This window comes from Arthrobacter sp. AK01, from assembly GCF_021109375.1.
Lineage (GTDB): Bacteria > Actinomycetota > Actinomycetes > Actinomycetales > Micrococcaceae > Arthrobacter.
Genome location: NZ_JAJOHP010000014.1, coordinates 49,157 through 75,127 on the forward strand (window position 1 = coordinate 49,157; position 25,971 = coordinate 75,127).

The window sequence follows — 25,971 nt, forward strand, 5'->3', positions numbered from 1 at the left end:
TGCCGCCGTCGAACGCTGGTTCGGCGGTGACTAATTCAGCTGGAACACGGCCTTCGGGCTGGCCTTGTTTCCCAGTCGGGCCTCGAACGTGTAATAGGCCCCGCCGCCACCGGGCTTGGCAGTGATCGCACCACAGCCCTCCAGTGTCCGGTTGCGCTGCCACGGGAAGTTCGCGGTTTCGCTCTTGCCGGGCTGGATGGTCTTGATGAGGTCCTCGCCGCCGGTCTGGCAGTCCTTGGACGAGAAGATCCGGTCTCCGCCGCTCATCACCAGGTATTCCATCTGGGATGTGCCCACGTTGACCTCGCAGGGGGCTGCGCCCCCGTTGGTAATGGTCATGGTGAGCAGCGGCTTGTCCTCCGCACCGTAGGCAGGCTTGTCGGTTTTGGCGGCGACGGTCATGAGGTTGAAGTCGCACACTGGCGTGGGAGATGCGGAGGGTGACGGCGTACCTGACGGGGCGCTGCCCTGCGTGGGTGCCTGGGAGGCTTCCGGGGTAGTGACGGCTTGCGGCCCGGACTGCCCAGTGAGCGCCCCAGTAATGGCCACCGCAGCAACCACGATCATCATGATCACCAGCAGCAGCGCACCAAAAACTACCTGTCGACGACGGCGATACACGGCAGGACTGGGCCTGCGCCTGTTGGTCGGGCTGCTTTTGCCCGGCGTACCGGCACCGGATGAGCCGCGGGCAGCACCCTTCGCCGGCGCTGATGAGCGCGCGGTCGACTGCTGCTTACCCTTGTTGGCCATGCTTCTAGGCTAGGCTCGCGCGTGTCAGGGCGCCTAACCTACACGCCGCTGGGCCCCAATCCGGACCTGTGTGACGTCGGCCATGGGGCTGCTGGGGACACGGCCGTTAGCGGATGCCGGCAGCCCGCAGCGTCCTGGCAAGCTCCGCTGCCGCAGACTTGAGGGCGGCCACCGTGCTGCGGAGGACCTCTTCCGTAGCGAGTTCCTTCGGGATGGAACAACTCATGGCGTCGGTACCGGGGATCCGGTAAGGAACCACCACGCTGACGCAGCAGAGACCCACCGTGTTCTGCTCCCATTCGATGGCGTGGTCGGCCTTGCGGAACTCAGCCAGTTCGCGCTGCAGGGCTTCAAAGTCCGGCACGGAGTTGGGGGTGATCTGCGCGTACGGTCCATCGCCTATCCGCTGCCGAACCTCTGCGTCGGTGTACTCGGAGAGGATGGCCTTTCCCAAGGCCGTCACCGGGGCGGGCAACTTGCGTCCCACCCGGGAGGAAAGCCGGCGGCGATCAACTGCCTGCCGGGTAGCCAGGTAAATGACGTCAGAGCGGTCCAGCCGGGCATAGTGCGTGGTGAAGGTAGTGGCGTTGCGGACCTTTTCCAAAACGGCTGACACATGCTCCATCACCGGGTCCCGGTCCAGGTAGGCCGTGCCGCACAGCAGCGCGTGGGTGCCTATGCGGTAGGCGCCCTCGGGCGTCTGCTCTATCCAGTTGAGCTCCAGCAGCGTCAACAGCAACCAGTGCAGGCTGGACCGCGGGTAGCCCGTCAGCTTGAAGATTTCCGCCGTGGTAAGCGGCTGCGGTGCGCCGGCCAAGAGCTCTAGAATAGCGATGGTTCGTTCCGCCGACTTAACCATTTTGACGTCGCCGGCCGCGCCGGACTGTGCCTCCAACGAAGCTGTCACAGATCCCCCTTCCACATTCCCCCCTGACCTGACCCGGCCTGTCATGTGGATGCCGGGTGTGGGTAGTTGTCCACTCCCACCCTATGGCCATCACTGGCCCAGGCGCCGCCCAATAGTTCCGCCCACGCGTCCCGGGCCGAGGTATCCACCCCTGCGGCGAAGGCCTCGGCGTCATCCTGCGGTTCGAATCCAATACGTTTTCCCGCTTCAAGGTTGGCCCACCCGCGGGTGTTCGCCGAAACGGCCCACACCACGTGATGCCCTGGGGCGCCACAATCGTTGAGCGTAGCCTCTACTAAGCGGAAGGAGTCCGCTGGCGAAAGCCAAGACCCGAGCGTCCGCAGGTTTCCAGGTTCTTCACCGCCGGTGCCAATGCGGGCGCTGACCACTTTCATGCCGTATTTGTCCGCGTAGAGGCTCCCCAGCGCTTCCACGGCCGCCTTGCTGACACCGTAGTAGGTGTCCGGGCGGGGCGTGAGCACTGAGTCCTGGGCTGCGGCTTCGGTGGGGTGGAAGCCTACGGCATGGGTGGAACTTGCCAAGAGGACACGTTCGACGCCGTTCTGCCGGGCCGCTTCCAGAGTCACTTGGGTGCCGGTGATGTTGGTGGACACAAGTTCGGCCCAGGGTTTCTCGCGGTGCAGGCCACCTAGATGGATGACAGCCCCAACGTCCCTGAGCGCAGCCCCCATGAAGTCCGGATCCGTCACGGAGCCAACGTGGACAGACTCGTTTGGTTGGGGGTCCGGGGCTGCGGCAAGGTCCACCAGCCGGACCATGTAACCGGCTGCAGCGAGGTGGGGCCTCAGCAGCGTGGCCATCATTCCCGCACCGCCGGTGAGGGCAATGGTCACTCTTTGGGGTGCTGCAGACAAGATTCCTCCAACGGTTGACACTCCGTGATCCAAATCATACTCTCATGAAGTAGGTTTCACATGGTAACAGCGTTTTACATATATAAACAAGCAAAGAGAATGGCTCCAGCCGCCGGACGCTGGCGGTTCGCTGTTTGCATCGCTGCCGTTCCTCAAAGCACGGCCAGCAGGGCCACATTCATTTGCGGCGACAATTACTCGGTTGAAGCAAGAGAAGTAAAAGGAGAATCAGGGTGGATTCAAAATTCAGGAAGCAGTCCCGCACTGTTTTGGCAGTGGCCGTAACGGCCGCCGCAGTGCTGAGCGGCTGCAGTGCCGGCGGTTCCTCAGCCCCCGCAGCCACGGATGACGGCCAGCCCATCGAGGTCTGGGCCCGCGCAGGCACCGATGCCGCCACCACTTATGCAGCCATGTTCAAGGAGTTCACCGCCAAGACCGGAGTACAGGTGAATTTCCAGGGCGTGCCGGACCTTGACCAACAGCTTCAGACCCGCGCCGCCTCCAAGAAGCTCCCGGACATCGTCATCAACGATTCGGCCGCCCTGGGCAACTACACCGCGCAGGGATACTTGGTGGAGGTGGACAAATCCACGGTTGAGGGAAACGACAAGATTGCAGACGCCCTCTGGAACGAGGCCAAGGGCCTGAACGGCGCCACCTATGGCGTTCCCTTCTCCCGGCAGACCATGGTGACCATGATCCGCAAGGACTGGCGCGAGAAGCTGGGCCTGCCGATTCCAAAGACCCAAGAGGACCTTGAGAAGCTTGCAACCGCGTTCGCCACGCAGGATCCAGATGGCAACGGGCAGGCGGACACTTACGGCATGACCGTACCGGGCTCCACAGAGCGCGGCTACCTGGGATGGTGGGCGTCCTCCTACCTTTGGCAGAACGGCGGCTCCTACCTCAAGGACGAGGGCAACGGGAAGTTCACGGCTACCGCAGCAAGTACCGAAACCCAGGAAGGCGTCACCTGGATCAAGAAGCAATTCTGCACCCCGGGCAACACCCAGCCGGGCGCCCTCACAGCCGCCACCAGCGTGGCATCGCCCTTCTTCCAGACCGGCAAAACCGGCATCATCCTTACCGGCCCCTACAACTTCTCGTCCTTTGATACGGCTTTGGGCAAGGACGCTTACGAGGTTGTCGAGGCTCCCAAAGGTTCCGTGGACAACACCGTCCTGGCAGAGGGCGAAAACATCTACGTCACTGCCAGCAACGGTAAACCCGAACAGACCAAAAAGGTCATCGACTACCTGGTATCTGCAGATGGCCAGAAGGCTGGCATGACCGCCGGCAAGCAGCCGATCGTCCGTGTACCGGTCAACGGTGACGTCAACGCCGCGGACGTGTACAACGACCCCCGCTGGACCGTGGTCCAGGACGCCCTGCAGAACTCCTCCAAGGCGTTCCCGTCCGCCATCAACTTCGTGCCCATCAAGCAGGCCGCTGCCGAGGCCCTGAACAAGATCGTCTCGGATTGCGGAGGCGACAACGTGGCATCGGGCCTGAAGGACCTTGATAACGCCATCAACGAAGAACTGACGAGCCAGAACGCCAAGTCATGACCTCAGCACCAACAAAGCCGGCGGCAATGCCGGCTCAGGCAAGGCGGCCCAGCCCGCCCAAGCGACGCAGGAAAAGCAACCGGGCACACATGCTGGCCGTCTGGGTGTTCTTGGTTCCCGCGGCCGTCCTGGCCCTGTACTTCAAATTCATCCCCATGTTGGAGGGAATCCGGCTGAGCCTTTTCAAGGTCCAGCCCTTCCTGGGCGACGTTTTTGTCGGCCTGGACAACTACGCCAGCGTTCTCACCGACGCCCGCTTCATGGATGCGCTGGGCCACACCGTAATACTGGGGCTTACCCAGACGGTCGGCGCCCTGGTGGTCGGATTCGTCCTGGCCCTCCTCCTTGAGGGGCAGGCAAAGTCCCTGTGGTTCCTGCGCACCGCCATCTTCCTTCCCGTGGTCACCGCACTCGCGGTAGTGGGTGAAATCTGGCGTATTCTCTACTTCCCCACCGCCGACGGCCCACTGAACACCATCCTCAGCTGGGTGGGACTGGGACCCCTGCAGTTCCTGAACGGCACCGACACCGCACTGGGGTCAATCGCCGTCGTCGGGATCTGGAACGGCGCCCCCTACAACATGGTGATCATCCTGGCCGGACTGGCCGGTATCGACCGGGCCCTGTACGAATCGGCCGGCGTGGATGGCGCCACCGTCTGGCAGCGCCTGCGCTACATCACCCTGCCGGCACTGCGTCCGGCGATCGTGATCGTCCTGACGCTTGCCGCCATCCGGAGCCTGAGGAGCTTCACGGAAGTGTATGTGCTCACCGGTGGCGGTCCGGCCGGCTCCACGGAAGTTTGGATGACGCGGATGTATTCACTCGGCTTCCAGCGCAACGACATCGGCGTGGCCTCGGCCGCTGCGGTGCTGCTTCTGGTGGTCACGCTCCTGCTCACGGTGGGCACCCAACTCCTGGCCCGACGAAAGGCGGAACGATGAGCACCACCACAACCCGCACCCCGGCACGGACCAAGCGGCCGTCGTCGTCCTCCCGCTTCGACTCGGCCCTGGGCTGGTCCCCTGGCTTCAGCGTGAACATGCTGCTCCGCATCGTGCTGTGCATCCTGGTTTTCTGCATCTTTGCGTTGCCGTTCGCTGCCATCATCTCGGGTGCGTTCGACAGGAACAGCAGCCCCACCGAGATCACGCTACTGCCCAAGGCCTTCACCCTGGCCAACTTCGAGGCAGCGTCACAGCAGGGGCTTTGGAGCTACCTGCTGAACTCCCTGGTGATCGCCGGTGGCGGGCTACTGCTGCAGATGACAGTATCCGTGTTCGCGGCCTACAGCTTGAGCCGGAAGAAGTTCCGCGGACAGGCCTTCATCCTGCTGTTGGTGCTGCTCACCATGATGCTGCCCGAGGAAATCATTGGCATCCCGCTCTCGCTGGTGCTCGGCGACCTCCCCCTTCTGGGAGTGAGCCTGCGCGGAACCGTGCTGGCAGTCATCCTGCCGGTGGGCATCTGGGGGTTCTCCATCTTCATCATGAGTGAGTTCATGAAGGAAATCCCCGCCGAGATCGAAGAAGCGGCCAGGCTGGACGGCGTGGGCGAGTTCCGCATGCTGTTCGCCATCATCCTGCCGCTCTGCAAGCCCGCGTTGGGCGTGATTGGAATCTTCGGCTTCATGATGGTCTGGGACCAGTACCTCCTCCCCCTCATCGCAGCCAATGATCCCAGCGATTACACCCTGACAGTTGCGCTCTCCGTACTCCGCAATGACACCACGGTTGGACCCGGCGTCCTGCTGGCCGGCGCCGTCATGGCAATGATCCCCAGCCTGTTGGTCTACCTCTTCCTGCAGCGCTCCATGATCCGCGGCATCACAGCGGGCGCCACCAAAGGCTAGGACAGGCCCAGCCCGCCCGCCAATCCCACGAAAGAAGTTCAATGAAAACCCGCACCACCCTCACCTCAGACCATGCCCCCACAGCGGCCGGGCTGAAAATCACCGAGATCACCATTACTCCCATCGCGTTCTCCGACCCGCCGTTGTTGAATGCCGTGGGTGTGCACGAACCGCTGGTGCACCGCGTCGTGATAGAGGTCCGCACCGCCAATGGCCTGCTGGGCTTAGGCGAGTGCTCCGGCGGGCAAAGCCGGCTGGACAACCTGGCGGTGGGCGCCAACGCCATCAAGGGCCTGGGGGTCTTTGAAACGTCCATGATGGAGCACCTCATCTACGAAGCCCTCGACCCCACCCTCTCCGCGTTCGAAAAGGCCGCCGTCTTCTCCGCGTTCGAGGTGGCGGCGCTGGACATCCAAGGCCACGCCACGGGACGCACCGTCAGCGAGTTACTCGGCGGCACAGTCCGGGACGAGGTTCCCTTCAGCGCGTACCTTTTCTACAAGTGGGCAGAGCATCCCGCCATGGACGGCAAACCGGCCATTGCGGATGAGTGGGGCGAGGCCTTGGACCCCGCGGGCATTGTGCGCCAAGCGCAGAAGATGATCTCTGAGTACGGGTTCAAGTCCATCAAGCTCAAGGGCGGCGTCTTCCCGCCGGCCCAGGAAATTGAAGCCATCAAAGCATTGCGTGAAGTGTTCCCGGACCTTCCGCTCCGGCTTGACCCTAATACGGCCTGGACGGTGGAAACTTCCCAGTGGGTGGCCCGGGAAACCGATGGGTTGCTCGAGTACCTTGAGGACCCGACCCCGGGGCTCGAGGGAATGGGCGAGGTGGCGGCTACGGCTGCCATGCCGCTGGCAACCAACATGTGCGTGGTGTCGTTCCAACACATTAAGCGGAGCGTGGAACTGGACTCGGTCCAGGTCATCCTGGGCGACCATCATTACTGGGGCGGCCTGCGGCACACGCGTGAATTGGGAACCCTCTGCCAGACCTTCGGCATAGGTTTGTCCATGCACTCCAACTCCCATCTGGGGATCAGCCTGGCCGCCATGGTCCACGTTGCCGCCGCCACGCCCGCCCTCACATACGCCTGCGACACGCACTACCCGTGGAACGGGCACAACGACGTGGTCAAGCCGGGCGTCCTGCAGTTCGTTGACGGCAGTGTCCGCGTTCCCACCGGCACGGGCTTGGGCGTGGAGCTGGATCGGGAGAAGCTGGCCGAGCTCCACCGGCAGTACCTGGACGCCAAGATGACAGCCAGGGACGACACTGGCTACATGCAGCGCTTCGTCCCGGACTACACAGCTGATCTTCCGCGATGGTAAAGCCGCAGGTCACCGGATACCTGTATCCCTGGGATGTGCTGGGAGATCCTTCCGCAACCTCTTGGATCAAGGGCACCGGCGTACACCGCGTAGCGATGGCCGCCGCCTACCATTCGGTCCGGGCCGCTACCCCACGACATCCGGCGCGCCGTGTGGTGGATGCCGGGTCCGCGGCCCTATACCTCCCGGTGACCCAGGCCTGGGACGGCAGTGCCCTTCGGCCCGGCGATGCCGCTGGGTGGACTGGCCGGGATGATTCCTTTGCGGAGGCTGCGGAGGTTGTCCGCGGCGCCGGGCTCCCGGTGGACGCCTGGGTAGTCCTGACCCACTCAAGTGCCGTGGGTAGCCGGAACCAGGACTTGTGCGTCCGGAATGCCTTCGCGGAAACCTACCGCTATGCCCTGTGTCCGTCACAGCCGGACGTTCGCGACTACGCCGCCCGGCTGGTGGAGCAGGTACTGGACCTCGGCCGGCCGGACGGCCTGGTCCTCGAGGCATCGGGTCCGCTGGGGTTCGGCCACCAGAACCAGCACGAAAAGACCGAAGGTGCCGGATACTCCCCCTGGGTGCAGGCGCTCCTGTCCCTATGCTTCTGCGGCGCCTGCCGGGTTGCCTATACAGCGCGTGGCCTGGATGCAGAAGCCCTCCAGGCCCGGGTACGGGATGCCGTCCACCGTCAGGCGGACTCACCGAAGACCACGCCCGCAACAGCTCCCGAGGCCGCAGAATTCCTGCCGCTGCTTGAAACCAGGTGGGATGCCACGGCCGCCCTGCTGGACGCCTGCCTACGGGCCACCGCCGGTTCCGTTGCACGGATCTCGCTGCACGCCTCCCCGGACCCCTGGTCTACCGGCCCGTTTGTCTCCGTCGAGGCGCTGCGCCGGAGCCGGCTGTGGGCCCAACTGGACAAGGTGAGCACCGTGGTCCCCTGCTGGGGGGAAGCAGCGGACAGTGCAGCCACCGTGGCCGCGATGACCGCAGCCGCACCCGGAGCAACGGTGGGCTCCTACGTGCTGGTATTACCGCCGAAGCCCGCCGATGCCGAAGCGCTGGCCCACGAATGGGACGCACTCCTGGATGCCGGAAGCAGCGAACTGCACGTCTACCACCTGGGACTGGCGTCCACCGGCCGGCTGGATGCTGCCGCACGCGGCATCCGTTTTTTGTAAAGAAACCCATCATTTCACCGCCCCGCGGCAACAACAGTCAAAGGACCACAGCATGGCACGCTACACACCGCAGGAACTGGCAAGCACGCTCAAGGAAGGACTGCTGTCCTTCCCCGTCACATCCTTCGACGCGGAGCTGCAGTTCGATGAGGAGAACTACCGTAAGCACTTGGCTTGGCAGGCCAGCTTCCCGGTGGCCGGCCTGTTCGCGGCCGGCGGGACAGGCGAGGGCTTCTCCCTCACCCCAGCGGAATCCGAGCGTGTGGTGCGCACCGCCGTCGAGGAAGTCGGCACCCTGGTTCCAGTGCTGGCCTCCGCCGGAGGCTCCACCGCCCAGGCGATCGACAACGCCAAAGCCGCCGAGGCAGCTGGCGCCGAAGGCATCCTGCTCCTCCCGCCCTACCTCACCGAGGCGGACCAGGCCGGGCTCACCGAGCATGTCAGCGCCATCTGCCGGTCCACCTCGCTGGGCGTGATCATCTACAACCGCGCCAACGCCATCTACAAGGACACCACCGTGGCCACCTTGGCCGACCGGCATGAGAACCTCATCGGGTTCAAAGACGGCGTGGGCGACCTTGAGCACGATGCCCGGGTCTACGCCAAGCTCGGCGACCGGCTCTTCTACCTGGGCGGCCTTCCCACGGCTGAGACCTTCGCACTGCCGCTACTGCAGTTGGGCATGAGCACCTACTCCAGCGCCCTGTACAACTTCGTTCCGCAATATGCGCTGGACTTTTACCAGGACGTCCGTAACAACGACCGCGTCGCCGTCAACAAGAAGCTCAACGACTTTGTGATCCCGTACCTGGACATCCGCGACCGCGTGAAGGGCTACTCCGTATCCATCGTCAAAGGTGGGCTTGAAGCGGTGGGTCGATCCGCCGGCCCGGTCCGCCCGCCCCTGCAGAACCTGGCGGCGCAGGACCTCGCGGATCTCACAGCGCTCATCGCCACCATTTCCTGATCAACCCGTCGCCACCAAACCTCAGGACGAAAACATCGTGAACCTCACTGGACATTCCCTGATTGCCGGGCAGACCGTCGTCGGCAACGGAAAAACTACCTCCGGCGTCAACCCCGCCACCAACGAACAGCTCGGGCCCGCCTATTCACTGCTGGGCGAAGAGCAAGTGGCTGCTGCGACGTCTGCCGCTGCAGCTGCCTTTCGGTCCTTCAGCACGCTGGACCCTCAAACCCACGCCGCGTTCCTGGACGCCATCGCGGAGAACATCGAGGCTATCGGTGAGGACCTCATCATCCGCGCCGGCCAGGAGACGGGCCTTCCGGCGTCCCGGCTGCAGGGTGAACGCGCCCGAACCACCGGCCAGCTGCGGCTCTTCGCGAACGTGGTCCGGCAGGGCGACTTCCGTGGCGTCCGCATCGACCCCGCGCTGGCCCACCGAACCCCGCAGCCGCGTGCCGACATCAGGCAACGCCGGATTCCATTGGGTCCAGTGGCCGTCTTCGGCGCCAGCAACTTTCCGCTGGCGTTTTCGACGGCGGGAGGAGACACGGCCTCGGCCCTCGCCGCGGGCTGCCCGGTGGTCTTCAAAGCCCACAATGCCCACCCCGGCACAGGTGAACTTGTGGCCCACGCCGTGGTCAAAGCGGTCAGGGACTTCGGCCTGCATCCGGGGGTCTTTTCCTTGGTCTACGGCCCGGGATCCAGCATTGGCCAGGCCCTGGTGTCGGACCCCCGCATCAAAGCAGTGGGCTTCACCGGTTCCCGGTCGGGCGGCATCTCCCTGATGCGTACCGCAGCCGCGCGCCCCGAGCCGATCCCCGTGTACGCAGAGATGTCGTCCCTCAACCCAGTGTTCGTCTTTGAAGGCACGCTCGACGCACCAGCCAGCCACGTTGATGCCCTGGCTCGGCAGTACGTCAGCGCGGTCACAGGAAGTTCCGGTCAACTCTGCACCTCACCCGGCCTCCTGTTCGTCCCGGAAGGCGAGGCGGGGGACAAACTCGCCGCCGCCGTTGCACGGGCCGTGTCCACCTGCTCGGGGCAGACCATGCTCACCGAAGGCATTGCCGGGTCATGGCACGCAGGGACGCGGGCACTTGGCTCAGCAGACGGCGTCGAGCTCCTGGGCCAGGGCACGCAGGGCAGCGCGGAGAACGCGCCAGCTCCCGCCATCTTTGAGACCCTGGTCAGGGATTTTGTGGCCAGCCCTGTTCTGCATGAGGAAATCTTTGGTGCGGCGTCGCTGGTGATCCGCTATGCCGGCACGGACCAGCTGCTTCAGGCCGCCGCACGCCTTGAAGGCCAGCTCACGGCAACGCTGCAGCTGACCGAGGAGGACTATCCGACGGCAGCGCCCCTGATCCCCGTACTGGAACAGAAGGTGGGACGCATCATTGTGAACGGCTGGCCCACCGGTGTTGAAGTGGGCCATGCAATGGTGCACGGTGGCCCGTTCCCTGCAACGTCGGACAGTCGGACCACGTCCGTGGGAACGCTGGCGATCGACCGTTTCCTGCGCCCCGTGGCGTACCAGAACGTGCCCGACGAACTCCTGCCGACTCCACTGCGGGACAGCAACCCCTGGCACCTCAACCGGCGGATCGACGGTGGACTGACCTCCGCCCAGGGATAGCGAGGCCCGGCGGCCAGGCGGAAGGGATCGGGGGACCGCTCGCCCGGTTCCACTAGAGTGGATGGCAGTATGACACTTCCCGATTCCCACCAGCTGGCCAAGCTCCACGATGCCCTGGACCATTGGTTTGCCGATACCGCCCGGGACTTGCCGTGGCGCGAGCCCGATTGCAGCCCTTGGGGCATCCTGGTCAGCGAAGTGATGCTTCAGCAAACACCCGTTGTCCGGGTGCTGCCGGTGTGGCTCGATTGGATGGAACGCTGGCCCACACCCTCCCACCTTGCCGATGAACCATCGGGCGCAGCAGTCCGCCATTGGGGCCGGCTCGGCTATCCACGCCGTGCCCTGCGGCTGCACGCGGCCGCCGTCGCCATCCGCGAGCAGCACGACGGCAAGGTTCCCGACAGCTATGCCGAGCTCCTGGGACTGCCGGGCGTCGGCAGCTACACAGCTGCCGCCGTCGCCGCTTTTGCTTTCGGCCGCCGCGAGACTGTGGTGGACACCAACATCCGGCGCGTCCACGCGCGGCTCATCTCCGGCCAAGCGTTGCCGGCGCCGGCCCTGACCGCCGGCGAAATGCGCTTGGCTGAAGCGCTCCTCCCGCTTGAGCAGGAACTTTCAGTTCGCTGGAATGCTTCCGTCATGGAGCTCGGCGCCATGGTCTGCACGGCCCGCAGCCCCAAGTGCGCTGGCTGTCCCGTTCGCTCGAGCTGCGCCTGGCTTGCTGCAGGCGAGCCGCCGCCGTCGTACACGCCCAAGGGCCAGTCCTGGCACGGCACGGACCGCCAGGTGCGCGGTGCCGTGATGGCCGTCCTGCGCGAAGCCGATACCCCCGTGCCACGTGAGATGTTCGAGCAAGCACCGGCCGACCTCGGGTTCGCGCCTTCCGGCGTCGGGATCCCGCTCGCCGCGCTGCACCGGCTCAACTCCGCGCCGGAACAACTCGAACGCGCGCTGGACGGGCTTTTGGTGGATGGCCTGGCAGAAATGCACGACGGCGGGTTGCGGCTTCCGGCGTAGCTTTCCGTGGACGGGTCTCACTTCGACAACGGACCCAGGTGTGGCATAACAATGCAGGCGCCTTTTGCCCCGTTCTTGCGACACCGGCCGTAGCCAGTCCTACCCTGAATCATGGGCAGAATCGGAGTGGCGTTGACGCTTGCCGGAACGGCGGCTTTGCTTCCGGGATGCTATCCCGAGGCCGTGGCCTGCCCGGCCATTGGGCATGTTGCCGGGGTGTCCCTGACGGTGTCAGCCGGCTATGTGAGGGACGTTGGCTCGCTTCGACTCAGGGCTTGCCAGGATGGTACGTGCACGGACAAAGAGCTGGTGCTGCATCCGGGTTCGGTCGCCGTGGATCAGGGGTGCTCTCCGGAGGGCGTGTGCTCGGCTACCTCGTCGCCTGACGGGACCCTGCAGGGCTTCCTGGAAATGCCCTCGATCTCCGAATCAGCCATCGAGGCAACCGTGAGCGGCACCTCCCCAGCCGGCATAGCCTTGCCCGTGCGGACGCTGACGTTTACGCCGAAGGGCGACTATCCCTACGGCGAACAATGCGGCCGGGTGATTTCGGCGGGTGTGGTGCTTGATGCGGGCGGCCTGAGCCAGACCTAGAGTTTCCGCATCCTGAAAACTTGATTCCGATATTAAACACAAGGAGTCCACAGAATTAGCAATCCGGAAACAAGGCCCTCATAGCGTCATGTGTGATCCCAGCCGCGACCCTGCCGTGGCCCTCGCAAAGATAGGCGCCCTCTTGAAGATCCCCGCACCCACCGTGAACGCACCAGCGAAAAAGCCGCTATACAAGTCCTTGTTCTTCCAGATCCTGGTGGCCGTGGTGTTGGGCATCGCCATAGGGTACTTATGGCCAAGCGTCGGCTCCGCGCTTCGTCCACTCGGCGATGGCTTCATCCAGCTCATCAAAATGATCATCGCACCCCTGATCTTCCTGGTCATTGTCACGGGAATCTCCGCCGTGGGGGACGTGAAGTCGGTCGGCCGGGTGGGCGTCAAGGCACTGGTCTACTTCACGGCTGCCACACTCTTCGCGCTGGCCTTCGGGCTGGTCGTCGCCAACATTGTGCAGCCGGGCGCCGGCCTGAACATCGACCCGGCCTCCTTGTCCGAGGACGCCGTGAATGCCAAGACCACCACCGCCCCGCCCAAGGACGCGGGACAGTTCCTGCTGGGCATCATCCCCACCAGCGTCGTGGGGGCATTCGCCTCCAACACCCTGCTGCAGGTCTTGTGCTTCGCCGTCTTTTTTGGCGCGGCCATCGTGGTGGTGGGCCGCGAGAAGTGCAAGCCAGTCATCGACCTCATGGAGACGACGCTGGAGCTGTTTTTCAAGATCATGTCCTGGGTGATGCGCGTTGCCCCGGTTGGCGCCTTCGGTGCCATGGCCTTCATCATCGGCCAGTACGGGCTCAGCTCCCTGAGCACCTATGCCCTTCTGGTGGCTGCGTGCTACGGCTCAGCGTTGGTCTTCATCGGCCTGCTCTTTGTGGTGGCCTGGGTTTATCCCCGCGTTCCCCTGTGGCAGTTCATCAAGTACTCCCGTGAAGAATTCATGCTTGCTCTGGGAACGGCCTCCACAGAATCCGTGCTCCCCCGGATCATGACCAAACTGACCAACGCAGGCTGCTCGCGGGCTACTACGGGACTTGTGGTGCCCACCGGCTACTCCTTCAACCTCGACGGCGCCGCACTCTACCTTTCCATCTCACTCCTTTTCCTCGCCCAGGCCTTTGGCCACAACCTGGATCTGGGACAGCAACTGGCCGCCCTGGGCATCTTGATGCTGACGTCCAAGGGTATGGCCGGCGTCCCCGGCTCAGCATTCCTTGCCCTCTCCGCGACGGCCGGAGCACTTGGGATCTTCCCGGTGGCGGGGGTCGCACTCCTGCTGGGAGCGGACCGGTTGATGGACTCCATGCGTGTTGTGGTCAACCTTCTCGGCAACTGCGTTGCCACGTTCGTGGTGTCCAAATGGGAGGGCCAATTCGACCGCGAGGCGATGCTGGCCGCCTTCCGCGGGGAGGACCCGACGCCGGACGTCGCCGTCGTGCCGGCCGAACCTCCGGCGGCGGCACTCAAGACTCCGCAGCTGACCTCCGATACGTACTCGGCGTGAAGCCCAGGTACTTCCGGAAGTCGTTCGTCAGGTGCGCATGGTCCGCGTAGCCAAGTTCGACGGCGATCGCGGAAAGGTCCGCTGTCGGCTCGGACCGGGCGCGCTCGGCGGCATCCTGCAGTCTTCGTCGCCGGATCAGGGCGGTGGGACTCAACCCAACGTACTTCTTCGCGATCCGTTGAAGCGTTCGCGGGGACACCGCGAGACGGGAAGCCGCGTCCTCAAGCAGGACCACCTCAGGCGCGGAGGCGATGATGTCCATCATCCGGTTGGCGAGCAAAGCCTCTTCGGAGGGCACAACACCCAAGGAAGCCAGCCACGCAGCAAAAGCTTCCACTGCCCGCTCGCGGTGGGTGCCGCCGTCGTGCGTTGTTTGGCCGGGGCGCGCGTTCATGGCGCCGGAGACGTCCGCATGCAGTTCCCCCAGCTCCATCGCCACCTCCGCGTCCAGGACAGTGCCGGGAGCATCCGTAAACAGTGGAACAGCTGCCGGACGCAGCAAGGCGCCTACGGCCCACCCTTTACCAGTCAAGTCCCGGTAAGCGGCACGGGTTGTGGGTCCCGAAAAGACCACATCAGCAGGCTGCACCACCAGATTGGACGCCGGGTAGGCGATGACGTGCTGGCGGGACGAGCGGCCAGGTTCGATGTCCCACTCGGGAATCCAGAACCACTGGACCAGATCCGCCACGGCGGCGGGCGCGGGAAGGCGATGAAAAGTGGGCAGCCGCGCGGGGTAGAGGATGCCTTTGAATGAATCCGTCATTGGAGCCTTCCCAGGAACCATGCCTCTCGCGAAAACCCGTCGCGAATCTCCAAGCGCCTGCCCTCATCAGGCACGTAGCGTCATAACCATGACAGATACTACAAGCACCGAAGCGACCACCGCCGCCAACGGCCAGCACACCACACACGGTATCCCGAACGGACTGACCAGCCTTACACCGTTCCTCGCTGTACCCAACGCCAAGGAAGCGATCACGTTCTACCGGGATGTGTTTGGCGCCAGGGTGGTGGGCGAGACCGAGATGGGTGGGGTTGTGGTGCACGCCGAACTCGACTTCGGCAACGGCCACCTCCAGCTGGGCGAACCCACCCCGGAGTACCACCTGGTCCCGGCACCGGAGGGCGAAAACGACTGCTACTCCATGGGCCTGTATTGCTCCGATGCCGACGGACTTGTCCACAAGGCAGAGCAGGCCGGCGCGACCATACGGGAGCCGCTGACCACGTTCGTCTCAGGTGACCGTTACGCGAGCATCCGCGATCCGTTTGGCGTTCGCTGGTCCATCATGACCCGCGTCGAAGACCTCTCGGAGGAGGAGAGCAACCGCCGGGTGGAGGAGTGGGCCGCGCAGCAGGGCTAGGATCCGTGGACCGTTACGTCAGGCATAGGCAGAACGGGTGCCCGGCGGGGTCCAGGAATACCCTGAAGGTTTCGCCGGGCTGATGGTCCGCCTTGGTGGCGCCGAGGGAGAGCGCCACTTCTTCGCCTTTGTCCAGGTCTTCCACCACCATGTCCAGGTGCATTTGCTGAGGGATCGTTTGCCCGGGCCACACCGGGGCTTGATAAACCTCGACTTGCTGGAAGGAGATGCAATTGCTGCCGTCGCTGGGCCTGATATCGAACCAGTCACCCTTGTCCTCGACTTCCCAGCCGAAGAGCTCGCCGTAGAAGGCGGCCAAGGCAGCAGCGTCAGGACAATCGATAACGACACTCGGGTATTTAGCTATAGCCATGTGTTAAACCTCGTCTGCAGTCTTCTTCATACGGGCCAGGGCGCTCTTGGTGCCCCGCTGGGTGAGGACGTGAACTATGGCGCCGACCCCTGCGGAAACTACCGCGAAGACCAGCACGCCGGGGAGTGAGTCACTGAGGTCCGTGCTGTCTTTGGGGGCAGGCTTGCCGGTCTTCTTCTCCCAGAGGCCTTCCAGCGTCTTGTTTGCGAGCGCGCCGGCGCCGAGGCCAATTGCCAGGCCAAACACTTTTACCAGTATGTTCACGAAAAAGATCCTCCATCAGATAGCAGGCCCCGTATCGAGGCCCCACACAACAAGACAGGGCCACTGCAATCGCAGCGGCCCTGTCCACATTCCTAGTCCTTCTTGAACGCGTCCTTCAGCTTCTCGCCGGCGCCCTTGAGGTCTGCTTTGACCTGGTCGCCCTTGCCTTCTGCTTCGAGGCCCTTGTCGTCCGTCAGCTTGCCTGCAGCTTCCTTGGCCTTGCCGCCAAGCTTCTCGCCGGCATTCTCCATCTTGTCGTCGGCACCCATGGTCGCACCTCTTTCGTAGTAGGAACCTTGTACCTCTACAACACCACTAATCAGCATACTTAGCAATATTTGGCAGAAAATCGGCGCGTCTAGAGCTCGCCGAACCCTTCCGCCACCAGCCGCCCAACATAGTCAACAGCCTTCACCGCGTCCTTGCCACGAGCTTCGACCCTGAGAGTGGAGCCCTTGCCCGCGGCGAGCGCCATGAGCGCCATAATGGACATGCCGTCGACGCCGTTGACCGTCACCTCCGCATCCAGTCCGGACAGGCCACCGGCGATCTTCGCGGCCGGCCGCGCGTGCATGCCAAGGGGGTTGATGAGCTCGAACCCGCCGCTCGCGTCAGGCTTGCCCGCATCAGCGACCTCAGCCGGCCCAGCGGCCCGGAAGCCCACGGCCTCTGCCGCCTTTCGCACATCCTCGACGCCGGCACCGCCCTGCGCTGCGACGGCCGCGGCCACGAGTCCCTCCACCAGGGGCGCATCGGCCAGCTGCACGGAGTCGGGTTCACTGGCGAACTCCATGGCTGACTCTGCCGTCATCACTGCGGAACCCAGGTCCGTCAGCACCACCACCCCGTCGCCGCCGGAATCAACCAGGGACTGCTCGACGGCGGCCAGCACCTTCTCAAGGCTGGTTCCGATCCGGTCGTCGTCCGTGCCCCCGGCGGCGATGAGGTCGACGTCGGGCGCCATCTGGGCGGCGAGTTCCACTGCGCCTTCGGCGATCTTGCTGCTGTGCGAGACCACCACAATCCCAACGGTCATACGGCGTCTGTTCCTGTGTCGCTGGAACCAGCCGCCGCGGCGGCTGCGCGAAGAAGCAGCGCCGTCGAAGCAGCGCCAGGGTCGCGATGACCTGCACTGCGCTCCCCCAGATAGCTGGCCCGGCCTTTGCGTGCCACCAGGGGATCCGTCGCCATGGCGCCGGTCTCCGCAGCTTCTGCGGCCGCTTCCAGCACGCCTACCGGGTCGGCACCTCCTGCCACGGCTTTCCGGGCCGCTTCAACTGCGGGCGTCCACGCATCGATCATGGTCTTGTCGCCAAGCTCGGCTTTGCCCCGGGCCACTACGCCATCGCGCGCGGCGGCAAGGGCCTCCGCCAAAGCCTCGGCACCAATATCGGCGGCTTCCCCCAGCGAGGTGGCTGCCCTCAAGTACGCCGTGCCGTAGAGCGGTCCTGCCGCTCCGCCAACCTTGGACATAAGAGCCATCGCCGCGACCTTGAGCGCCGCTCCAGGTGTCTCCGGCGGGGTCTCATCGAGTTTTTGGAGGACGGCCTGGAACCCGCGGTCCATGTTCTCGCCATGGTCCGAGTCGCCGATGGCCCGATCCAGTTCAATCAGCTCCATGCGGTGCTCCGACATCGCTTTGGCGGAGAGCTTCAACCAGTCAAGTGCCCAATCAACGTTCAAGCCCACGCTCAAGCTCCCCACCGCAGCGCCGCGGTGTGGACGGGGGCGTCCCACAGCCTGGTGAGCTCGTCGTCGAGGCGGAGCACGGAGACGGAGCAGCCCTGCATCTCCAAGGACGTCACGTAGTTACCCACCAAGGAACGCTCCACGATGGCGCCGCGTTCGGCGAGGACCTGGGCTGCGCGTCGGTAGACGATGTACAGCTCGCTTTGTGGTGTTCCGCCCATGCCGTTGACGAACAGCAGAACCTTCTCCCCGGAGGCCAAGGCGAGGTCCTCCAGGACGGGCTCCAGCAGCCGGTCCGTGATGGCATCTGCGCTTTCCATCGCGATCTTGTGCCGGCCCGGTTCGCCGTGAATGCCAATGCCAATCTCGATCTCGTCGTCCGCAAGCTCAAAGCTCGGCGTACCGGCGTGCGGCACCGTGCATCCGGACAGGGCGACGCCCATGGTCCGAACGTTTGCCACCACTCGCTCGGCAATGGCGGTGACCGTATCAAGGTCGTCGCCGCGCTGGGCGGAGGCACCGGCGATCTTCTCGACCATGACAGTTCCGCCAACCCCTCGCCTGCCCGCCGTGTACAGCGAATCTTCCACCGCGACGTCGTCGTTCACCAAGACCGAACGCACGTGCACGCCTTCGGCTTGCGCCATCTCGGCAGCGGTTTCGAAGTTCAGGACGTCGCCGGTGTAGTTCTTCACGATATGGACGACGCCGGCACCTGAGTCCACCGCGACGGTCGCCGGAATGATCTGGTCGGGTGTGGGCGAGGTGAAAACAGCGCCGGGGACAGCGGCGTCGAGCATTCCGAGCCCAACGAAACCTGCGTGCAGTGGCTCGTGACCACTGCCCCCACCGGATACCAAGGCGACCTTGCCCGCTATCGGCGCACCTTTGCGAATGACGTATTTGGGCTCGGGATGGACGTCCACGATGTCGGCATGTGCCATGCCGAAGCCTTCGACGGATTCGTCCACCACTGCGCGTGGATCATTGATGAGCTTTTTCATGGGATGCTCCTGGGCGTGCTGTGGCTGGTGCTCTGACCCTACTACCGGCGGCCCGGGCCACGGTAGGCCCTGAGGCGGTCGCAGGGCTTAAATAGCGGAAGGGGCAGCTTCCAGGAGCCACCCCTTCCGTCCTTCCTAGTTCCCGGTCACGGTCCTACTCCTCGGCCCGTGGGGCGGTCACCGCCTCCGTTTCCTGCCTCGCATGGAATTCGGACCAAAAGGCCGAGTACAGGTCGGGGTCGGAATGGCGGTCGCCCGTCCACGATGCCTCATGCGGCCATGAACCATGCGGGATGTCGATCTGAAAAGCGGAGAAGTCGGGGAACGTAATGCGGTTGTTCATTGTCCGCACCGCTTAGCTGTTCAGGACGGCGTCGCCACCGGCAGTCACTACGTCTTCAAGCAGCACCGTCTGGTCGATCACCGGAAGCCCCACCACGTGTCCGAAGCTGAACATGTTCTTCGGATCCAGCTCAGCCTTTGCCTTGCGGAGCCGCTCCCGCGCGCTGGGCAGCCACGGCCGCTCCCTGTCTTCGGCGTCCACAAAGTGGCCATGCAGGTTCACGAAGGTCCCCGCGTTCGCAGCGGGTCGAAGGTCTTCATGGACGGCATTGAAGACTGACGGCAGTATGTCGATAACCGGCGGAACGGCGATCGCACCCATGAAGAAGCTGAACGCTGCGTCGCGCCCACCCACGATGTCCTCCCCGTCTCCGCTCCTGGCCAGCGCCCCACCCAGGAGACGGAGTTCTGCCAGCAACACAGGACTTTCGACGCCGGGGCCAAAGTGCCGCAACAAGCTGTCTGCGGCTTGGTCGTCCAGCCGATCCAGCAGGAAACCGTGCTCCCGCACCGGAACCGGCTGATCCGGATCCTGGTGGATCGTGTCGAATTGGGTGGCGTCCAGGGGCCCTGTGGCGTCCATCATGAACGGGGCACAATGACGCATGGGGTCAAGGACTTCCGCTGCCGTTGCCAGGTCGCCCTGGTAGGCGTAGCGGAGATGGATGACGAATTTTCCGCGCAACGGCCCCGGAATCATGTCCATGTCCGGAAGTCGAAGGAACGCCATGGACGCCGATGCTTCCACTGGCAGCGAGGGCACCCAATCCCTGAATGCGCGCAGGACTTCCGGGGCGTACCCGCCGTCGAAGTACATCCCACCGGCATAGAGATCAGCCGCCGGGAACAAGTGGAATTCCATGGCGGTGACGATGCCAAGGTTTCCCTTGCCGCCGCGCAGGAGGGAGAACAGCTCCGAATTCTCGTCCTTGGTCACCCGACGCTGGGCGCCGTCCGCCGTGACGATCTCGAACGCGATCACGTGATCCGAGGCGAAGCCGTATTTACGGCCCAGTATGGGCAATCCGCCGCCCAGGGTGTATCCCACCACACCAACATCAGTGGTTGAACCGCATAGCCCCATCAGGCCGAAGGTCCCGGCGAGTTCCACCACAGCCTTCCAGCGCACGCCCGCACCCACGCGGGCCGTCTTCTCCAGGGGATCGATACTGAGCTCGAGCATGCGGCGGGTGCTGATCAGCAGGCCGCCTTCAATAGCGTTGGTGGCACCGTGCCCGGTGGACTGCACGGACACGGGCAAACCGCGTTCGGCTGCCCAGCGAACGGCCGCCGAGACATCCTCTGCGTCGAGGGCGCCGAAGGCGAGGTCCGGCTGGTGCTGAGTGGACAAATTGAATGCCGCTACTTCGGCGGCGAAGCCGGGATCGGCAGGCGTGAACACTGGACCGCGCACGCTGAGTTGGAGTTCTGAAACATCTGAAAAGGACGCGTGGGACTGCATGATCTTCTCTCAATTGACCGATGTGGTGGAAGCTTCCCCAGCAAGCCTTGACCAGTTTATCCATCAACTTTAGATAAGAAAAGAGGTATTAAATCACTCATAATCGGGCAGGGTTGATCGACACGCCATTCCAGCGGGAAATCAGCTACCGGAAGTGCGGAATGAGGGCGCTAGAGCTGCTTGATCATGCGGGTGTTGCCCAGGGTATTCGGCTTCACCCGGGCAAGATCCAGGAACTCGGCCACACCCTCGTCATGCGAGCGCAGCAGCTCGGAGTACACCTGCGGGTCCACAGCCGACTGGTCCGCCATGACCTCGAATCCGTGGCGCTTGAAGAAGTCCACTTCAAACGTCAGGCAGAACACACGGCTCACGCCAAGCAACCGCGCCTCTTCCAGCAGGTTCTCCACAAGGACGTGCCCCACGCCCCGCCCACGCCAGGAGTCCGCGGCAGCGAGGGTACGGATTTCCGCAAGATCCTCCCACATCACATGCAGGGCTCCACAGCCAATGACCTCACCGGCATCAGACTCGGCGATCCTGAATTCCTGGAGACTCTCGTAATACGCCACAGTCTCCTTGGCCATGAGGATCCGCTCCTCGGCCAAGGGCGCCACAAGCCTCTTGATAGCCGCCACGTCGCTGGTGCGGGCAGGGCGGAGGCTAAAGGTCGAATTCACTCCCCCATCCTAACGAGGCAGCCACGCGTCGGAGCCATCAGCTCTGCTGCGTGACCATAGCCCGGCAGTTCGCGACGTCATGCACATCGTCATCCTTACCAACACTTATCCCAGTAAATGTTGGTAAGGCCGGGCTCGGTGAGATGGCGGCACTGCGTGCACTCGATGCCCTCACGGACCGCGGCGTACTGACCGAATCGTCAGGCCGCGGCCGTAACCGCGTGTGGCAGCACCGCGGCATCTTCGAAGTCCTCGACGCCTACGCCGCCGCAATCCACCGGATGCCGGCGGGCTGACGAAGGCCTTCTACAGCCCCAGCTCCTCAGGAACCGGCAGGTCCTCGCCGAGCACCTGCTTCGCCAGGAAGTGCTCCACCACGCCGTACCAAACCTTGGCATGCTGCGGTTGCAGGATCCAGTGGTTCTCGTCCGGGAAGTAGAGGAAACGGTGCGGACTCTGGCCATTCTCGTCAGCTGGCAGCTGCGATGAGGAGAGTAGTTCATACCAAAGACGCAGGCCTTCGCCGATCGGCACCCGGTAATCCTTGTCGCCGTGGATCACCAGCATTGGCGTCTTGATGTTGCCCACGTTCAGGTGCGGCGAGTTCGCCATCGCCATCTCGGCAGTCATTTCCTTGAGCCAGTACTGGGCCGCGTCCGTGGTGGGGCCGAACTGGTCCAACGCCCACAGGCTGGCATGGGTGACGATGGCCTTGAAGCGGTCGGTTTGCCCGGCAACCCAGTTGGCCATGTAGCCGCCGAAGGACCCACCCATGGCCGCAGTCCGGGTCTGGTCAATGTCCGCCCGGTCCACCACTGCATCAGTGATGGCCATGAGGTCCGTGTACGGCTTCTTGCCCCACTCACCCCATCCGCGCTGGATAAACTCCTGGCCGTAGCCGGTGGAAAGCGCGGGATCGGGCAGGAGCACGGCGTACCCCTTAGCCACCAGCAGCCAGGGGTTCCAACGCCACGTCCAGGCATTCCACGAGCCCAGCGGTCCACCGTGGATCCACAGCAGGAGCGGAGCAGGGGCCTCCGCGGACGCACCTTCCGGGAGGGCGAGGTATGCGGGCACCCGCGAGCCGTCCTCCGCAGTGGTCTCCACCCGCTCCAACCGGCCCTTGTATGCGGGCCGCTCCGCTGGCGCCTGCAAGCGGAGGACTTCACCGCTGGAGAGGTCGATTCGCACGGCTTCGGCAGGGAACTCGTACGAGCTTCGCAGCGCGTACGCGGTGGTTCCGTCAGGAGAAACCACGACGTCGGAATAGGCGGAGGCGTCTTGCGTCACCCGCGTGACCGCGCCATCCGCGACGTTTATCCGGAAAACCGGCGACGCGCCGTCGTCGTCCGCTTTCGCCAGAACCGCACTGCCGTCAGGGAGCCAGGCGAGCACGGTAGCCCAGCGGTCCCACTGGTGTGCCAACGGCTCCAGGTCCGCGGTCTCGCCGCCGGCGACATTGAGGAGATGGAGCTTCACTTCAGGAGCCTGGGTGGGCGTCGTATCGCTTTCGCTTTCAACAACCAGCGTGCTGTTATCCGGGCTGACGGGCCCCGGGAAATAGCTCATGCCCTCGTGGTCCAGCAGCACCTTGACGTTGCCGGTGGCCACGTCGACGGCGGCGAGCACCTCGCGGCTGTCGGCTTTCGCGAGCGCTTTGGTCATGCTGGTGTAGATGGTTTTGCCGTCCGGGCTCACCACTGTTTTGGCCTCGCGCAGGGAACCCCCGACGCCCGGCGTCAGGTTCCGCAGCCGGAGCGGTGCCGCGGCGTCAACGGTGGAAGGCTTCCCAGGGTCCTTCTCTTCGCCCTGCTCCACGGCGAAGAGCCGCGGTTCAGCGGGGCCAAGGTCGGCATCCCAGTACCGGACCGGGTAGCCGCTGTGCAGGATGGCCGAGACCTTGTTGTCCTTGCGGGCCTTGCGGCGTTCCTCGTCGTTTTCTTCGTCCGCGGATCCCGCCAGGACCTCGGCGTTGATAAACGTCGCGTCGGCATCCTTCGCAGCCATGACGGAACCGATGCCGCCGGCCCGGGAGTGCACCACTCGGGCTTCTCCCCCATCGGCGGGCAGCAGCCACAGCGCGTTCACGGGGTCGGCGTCGGGGCTGTCCGGGTCAGGGCGCGCGGAGGTGAAGTAGAGGTCGCCGTTGGCAGCAAAGACGGCGCCGGCCTCGCCCTTGGAACTGCGGGTGATACGGCGTGCGTGGTTCCGGCCGCTGGGGTCCAGCTCCCAGAGCGCAGTGGCAAACTCGGTTCCCTTGCCGTTCAGCGTCGTAACGGTGGTGACCAGTCGCTTGCCATCGGGACTGAGGGTGAGTCCGCCAACCCGCGGGATGGCGAGGTAGTGGTCAAGATCGTGAAAGGGAGTTTCGGGCTGTTCGCCCTGGGCGTGAGTGTCAGCAGAGTCCATCATCCGATTCAACACGCATTGTGCTGCCGATCACAGAGTGGTTCACTCACAGTGAAACAGTACTTTCACATATCCCGCACCCAACTAAGTCTCAGCACAGTGCCTTATGAGCGCTCAAGAGGCACTGTACTGCTACTTGGATGGGAGTGTCCGCAGGGCTTCGACCACCGGCACGGTTCCATCCTCCAGCGCAATGGAGGACGCCACCTCAGCTGCCCGCTGCGCGTACGACGGCGTTGTCACGGCTTCGGCGATAGCGTCACCAAGGCGCTCCGGGGTCAGCTTCTTGTACGGAAGCGGCTGGGGACCGGCGCCCAGGGTCGCGATCCGCGAGGCCCAGAGCGGCTGGTCCGTATACACGGGAACGCCTACCGACGGCACGCCCGCACGCAGGCCGGCGGCAGTGGTTCCAGCGCCGGCATGGTGAACAACAGCAGCCATGCGGGGGAACAGCCACTCGTGCGGGAGAGTTCCAACGCCCATGGCATCATCGCCCAACATGCCATCCACGCCCTGCACAACAGCCCGAACTCCGGCGCGACGCGTGGCCTCGAGGATGAAACCGGGGTCAATGTGCGCGCTGCTGCCGAAACCAACGAAGACGGGTGCTGGACCGTCTGCGAGAAAGTCCACCAGGTCCGCGGAGGGCTCCCAGCCTGAACGCTCCGGCGGCCACCAATATCCGGCCATCACCAATCCCGCATGCCAATCAGCGGGCCTGGGCAGAACAGAGGGACTGATGCCGTGGAGAATAGTCGCCTGCGCTTTGCGACGACGGCGCTCACCGGCTGCCCGGCTTTCCTTGCCCAGCCCCAGCGACTTGCGGAGGCGCGCGCTGGGGGCGTCGTAGGGAGCCGGACCGGCAGCTGCGCGCTCACCTATGATCTTGTTTCCCCACGCCCCCAGGCTTCGGGCCGAATTCATCAATACCGGCGGATATGCCGCACTCGGTTCCGTCGGCTGAAGGTGGGCCCCCATGGCCGGGATGCCGAAGGCCTCGGCGATGTCATAGGCATAGGGCGCCACCGAATTGGCCAGGATCACGTCCGCGCCGGCCTCCGCAGCAGCCAGGGTCCCCGTGGCGGCGTCGTCCATGTAAGCACTGAGCTTCCGCCAAAAGCCACGCAGGCTCCCGGGCGAGGCCTTCGCGCCGGGAGCCGGCTGCTTGATCAGCTCCGTCAGGTCCCCGGGCAGCAGCCTGAACTCACAGCCCGACTCAACAACTAGAGGCATGTAGGCGGGGTTGGCGGCAATGGCGACCTCGTAGCCCAGGTCCTGCAGGCGGCTTCCCAACCCGGCCATGGGCGCCACGTCCCCTCGTGTCCCCGGAGCCACCATGAGTACCCGCATGCCATCCCTTTCCCAAACTTCGTAAATTGCGATCACCGTTCGCAATTAAGAATATAGTGGAATGGGACCAGGAACAAATCACTCCAACCGGATGAAAGGCGGTGCTGGATTGCCTGATCACGATCCCACGGACGTCTGGCGGCGCCCGGAACGTTCAACCGTCGGACCCAAGCCGGAGCATTCGCGGAACGGAATAGCGACGGCGGCCGTCAGCATCGCGGACGAAGAAGGCCTGACAGCGGTGTCCATTCGACGCGTTGCCGCCGGTATCGGCGCCGGCGCCGCGTCCCTCTACCGGTACGTGAAATCACACGATGAACTTGTGGAGCTCATGATGGACACGGTGGCCGGAGAGTACCGGCTTACAGGAAACAGCGGGCACGCCCGTGGCCAATTGCTGGACCTTGCCCACCAAGGACGCGACATCATGCACCGCCACCCGTGGCTGGCACCTTTGCTGTTGACGCGGCCGTCGATGGGCCCCAACTCATTGCGGTACCTGGAAGCTGCAGTATCCGCTTTGGCGACGGTGGATCTCCCTGGTCCAGCCAAACTGCAGACGGTGGCCATGATGTCCGCCCTCACCTCAGCCTTTGTGCAGAACGAGCTCGCGTCCGGCCCCGGCCGCGTTAGCACCGCAGCCGGTCGTGTCCTGTACCTCGCGGAGGCACTGAATACCGGGGACTACCCGCACTTGGCTGAAGCCATGACTGAGCGGGTCAAACCCGGCCACCCTGACGAGCAATTCGCAGCTGTCCTCTCCAACTATCTGGTAGGCGCAGGCATCCCGGCTTAGCGTGCCGCCCGCCTGGACCCACCGCAACACAAAAGCCCCACCAA

28 protein-coding genes are annotated in these 25,971 nt (G+C 64.3%); 13 read left to right on the forward strand and 15 right to left on the reverse strand.

What is annotated here, in order from left to right:
• Positions 1–30: 30 nt before the first annotated feature.
• The 3 genes from LN996_RS06875 to LN996_RS06885 form a co-directional block, all read right to left on the reverse strand.
• The gene (locus tag LN996_RS06875; RefSeq protein WP_231339681.1) at positions 31–753 is read right to left on the reverse strand and encodes a hypothetical protein; all 723 of its coding nucleotides are present in this window, start codon (positions 751–753) and stop codon (positions 31–33) included.
• 106 nt (positions 754–859) lie between these two features.
• A complete protein-coding gene (locus LN996_RS06880; RefSeq protein WP_231339682.1) occupies positions 860–1,660 on the reverse strand; it encodes an IclR family transcriptional regulator in 801 nt (266 codons plus the stop codon).
• 41 nt (positions 1,661–1,701) lie between these two features.
• Positions 1,702–2,535: an NAD(P)-dependent oxidoreductase gene (locus LN996_RS06885; RefSeq protein ID WP_256490938.1), complete on the reverse strand. Its 834-nt coding sequence runs from the start codon at positions 2,533–2,535 to the stop codon at positions 1,702–1,704.
• A 233-nt stretch (positions 2,536–2,768) separates the two neighbouring features.
• Between LN996_RS06885 and LN996_RS06890 the strand changes: the two genes are divergently transcribed.
• The 10 genes from LN996_RS06890 to LN996_RS06935 all read left to right on the forward strand — a co-directional run bounded on the left by LN996_RS06890 (position 2,769) and on the right by LN996_RS06935 (position 14,191).
• Entirely contained in the window at positions 2,769–4,103 is a 1,335-nt protein-coding gene (locus LN996_RS06890) for an extracellular solute-binding protein (RefSeq protein ID WP_231339683.1), read from the forward strand.
• Positions 4,100–5,047, forward strand: coding sequence for a carbohydrate ABC transporter permease (locus LN996_RS06895; protein ID WP_231339684.1), 948 nt, complete (start codon positions 4,100–4,102; stop codon positions 5,045–5,047). Before LN996_RS06890 ends, LN996_RS06895 begins: the two co-directional genes overlap by 4 nt.
• Entirely contained in the window at positions 5,044–5,955 is a 912-nt protein-coding gene (locus tag LN996_RS06900; RefSeq protein ID WP_231339685.1) for a carbohydrate ABC transporter permease, read from the forward strand. Before LN996_RS06895 ends, LN996_RS06900 begins: the two co-directional genes overlap by 4 nt.
• Before the next feature lie 41 nt (positions 5,956–5,996).
• Positions 5,997–7,286, forward strand: coding sequence for a glucarate dehydratase family protein (locus LN996_RS06905; RefSeq protein WP_231339686.1), 1,290 nt, complete (start codon positions 5,997–5,999; stop codon positions 7,284–7,286).
• Positions 7,280–8,455, forward strand: coding sequence for a hypothetical protein (locus LN996_RS06910; protein WP_231339687.1), 1,176 nt, complete (start codon positions 7,280–7,282; stop codon positions 8,453–8,455). Before LN996_RS06905 ends, LN996_RS06910 begins: the two co-directional genes overlap by 7 nt.
• A gap of 52 nt (positions 8,456–8,507) precedes the next feature.
• Complete coding sequence (kdgD, locus tag LN996_RS06915; protein WP_231339688.1) at positions 8,508–9,422, forward strand: 5-dehydro-4-deoxyglucarate dehydratase; 915 nt, start codon at positions 8,508–8,510, stop codon at positions 9,420–9,422.
• A 37-nt stretch (positions 9,423–9,459) separates the two neighbouring features.
• Complete coding sequence (locus LN996_RS06920; protein ID WP_231339689.1) at positions 9,460–11,055, forward strand: aldehyde dehydrogenase (NADP(+)); 1,596 nt, start codon at positions 9,460–9,462, stop codon at positions 11,053–11,055.
• Between the two features lie 69 nt (positions 11,056–11,124).
• A complete protein-coding gene (locus LN996_RS06925) occupies positions 11,125–12,075 on the forward strand; it encodes an A/G-specific adenine glycosylase (protein ID WP_231339690.1) in 951 nt (316 codons plus the stop codon).
• Positions 12,076–12,186: 111 nt separating this feature from the next.
• Positions 12,187–12,669 carry a hypothetical protein gene (locus LN996_RS06930; protein WP_231339691.1) on the forward strand — a complete coding sequence of 161 codons (483 nt, stop codon included), beginning with the start codon at positions 12,187–12,189 and terminating at the stop codon, positions 12,667–12,669.
• A gap of 142 nt (positions 12,670–12,811) precedes the next feature.
• Positions 12,812–14,191: a cation:dicarboxylate symporter family transporter gene (locus LN996_RS06935; protein ID WP_374202213.1), complete on the forward strand. Its 1,380-nt coding sequence runs from the start codon at positions 12,812–12,814 to the stop codon at positions 14,189–14,191.
• Here LN996_RS06935 and LN996_RS06940 read toward each other — a convergent pair.
• A complete protein-coding gene (locus LN996_RS06940; RefSeq protein ID WP_231339693.1) occupies positions 14,151–14,957 on the reverse strand; it encodes a helix-turn-helix domain-containing protein in 807 nt (268 codons plus the stop codon). The two genes, LN996_RS06935 and LN996_RS06940, sit on opposite strands and share 41 nt — an antisense overlap.
• Before the next feature lie 88 nt (positions 14,958–15,045).
• On the opposite strand from LN996_RS06940, the gene LN996_RS06945 reads away from it, so the two are divergent.
• Positions 15,046–15,558, forward strand: coding sequence for a glyoxalase/bleomycin resistance/extradiol dioxygenase family protein (locus tag LN996_RS06945; RefSeq protein WP_231339694.1), 513 nt, complete (start codon positions 15,046–15,048; stop codon positions 15,556–15,558).
• A 13-nt stretch (positions 15,559–15,571) separates the two neighbouring features.
• Here LN996_RS06945 and LN996_RS06950 read toward each other — a convergent pair whose 3' ends face one another.
• From LN996_RS06950 to LN996_RS06990, 9 genes are all read right to left on the reverse strand, one after another.
• Complete coding sequence (locus LN996_RS06950; protein WP_231339695.1) at positions 15,572–15,931, reverse strand: VOC family protein; 360 nt, start codon at positions 15,929–15,931, stop codon at positions 15,572–15,574.
• A gap of 3 nt (positions 15,932–15,934) precedes the next feature.
• Positions 15,935–16,195 carry a DUF4235 domain-containing protein gene (locus tag LN996_RS06955; RefSeq protein ID WP_024818999.1) on the reverse strand — a complete coding sequence of 87 codons (261 nt, stop codon included), beginning with the start codon at positions 16,193–16,195 and terminating at the stop codon, positions 15,935–15,937.
• A 92-nt stretch (positions 16,196–16,287) separates the two neighbouring features.
• Positions 16,288–16,464, reverse strand: coding sequence for a CsbD family protein (locus LN996_RS06960; RefSeq protein WP_144653226.1), 177 nt, complete (start codon positions 16,462–16,464; stop codon positions 16,288–16,290).
• 89 nt (positions 16,465–16,553) lie between these two features.
• Entirely contained in the window at positions 16,554–17,231 is a 678-nt protein-coding gene (gene dhaM / locus LN996_RS06965; protein ID WP_231339696.1) for a dihydroxyacetone kinase phosphoryl donor subunit DhaM, read from the reverse strand.
• Positions 17,228–17,884, reverse strand: a complete 657-nt coding sequence (dhaL, locus tag LN996_RS06970; RefSeq protein WP_231339697.1) for a dihydroxyacetone kinase subunit DhaL — start codon at positions 17,882–17,884, stop codon at positions 17,228–17,230. Before dhaL ends, dhaM begins: the two co-directional genes overlap by 4 nt.
• A 2-nt stretch (positions 17,885–17,886) precedes the next feature.
• Positions 17,887–18,888, reverse strand: coding sequence for a dihydroxyacetone kinase subunit DhaK (dhaK, locus tag LN996_RS06975; RefSeq protein ID WP_231339698.1), 1,002 nt, complete (start codon positions 18,886–18,888; stop codon positions 17,887–17,889).
• A gap of 154 nt (positions 18,889–19,042) precedes the next feature.
• Positions 19,043–19,231: a hypothetical protein gene (locus LN996_RS06980; RefSeq protein ID WP_231339699.1), complete on the reverse strand. Its 189-nt coding sequence runs from the start codon at positions 19,229–19,231 to the stop codon at positions 19,043–19,045.
• Positions 19,232–19,243: 12 nt separating this feature from the next.
• Complete coding sequence (locus tag LN996_RS06985; RefSeq protein ID WP_231339700.1) at positions 19,244–20,692, reverse strand: FAD-binding oxidoreductase; 1,449 nt, start codon at positions 20,690–20,692, stop codon at positions 19,244–19,246.
• Between the two features lie 170 nt (positions 20,693–20,862).
• Positions 20,863–21,372, reverse strand: a complete 510-nt coding sequence (locus tag LN996_RS06990; RefSeq protein WP_231339701.1) for an amino-acid N-acetyltransferase — start codon at positions 21,370–21,372, stop codon at positions 20,863–20,865.
• Between the two features lie 143 nt (positions 21,373–21,515).
• Here LN996_RS06990 and LN996_RS06995 point away from each other — a divergent pair, with 143 nt between their 5' ends.
• Positions 21,516–21,668, forward strand: a complete 153-nt coding sequence (locus LN996_RS06995) for a hypothetical protein (RefSeq protein ID WP_231339702.1) — start codon at positions 21,516–21,518, stop codon at positions 21,666–21,668.
• Positions 21,669–21,678: 10 nt separating this feature from the next.
• On the opposite strand, the gene LN996_RS07000 is transcribed toward LN996_RS06995, so the two are convergent.
• Complete coding sequence (locus LN996_RS07000; RefSeq protein WP_231339703.1) at positions 21,679–23,781, reverse strand: alpha/beta fold hydrolase; 2,103 nt, start codon at positions 23,779–23,781, stop codon at positions 21,679–21,681.
• Positions 23,782–23,913: 132 nt separating this feature from the next.
• Complete coding sequence (locus tag LN996_RS07005) at positions 23,914–25,131, reverse strand: glycosyltransferase (protein WP_231339704.1); 1,218 nt, start codon at positions 25,129–25,131, stop codon at positions 23,914–23,916.
• A 109-nt stretch (positions 25,132–25,240) separates the two neighbouring features.
• On the opposite strand from LN996_RS07005, the gene LN996_RS07010 reads away from it, so the two are divergent.
• Positions 25,241–25,927, forward strand: coding sequence for a TetR/AcrR family transcriptional regulator (locus tag LN996_RS07010; RefSeq protein WP_231339705.1), 687 nt, complete (start codon positions 25,241–25,243; stop codon positions 25,925–25,927).
• The last annotated feature ends 44 nt before the right edge of the window (positions 25,928–25,971 follow it).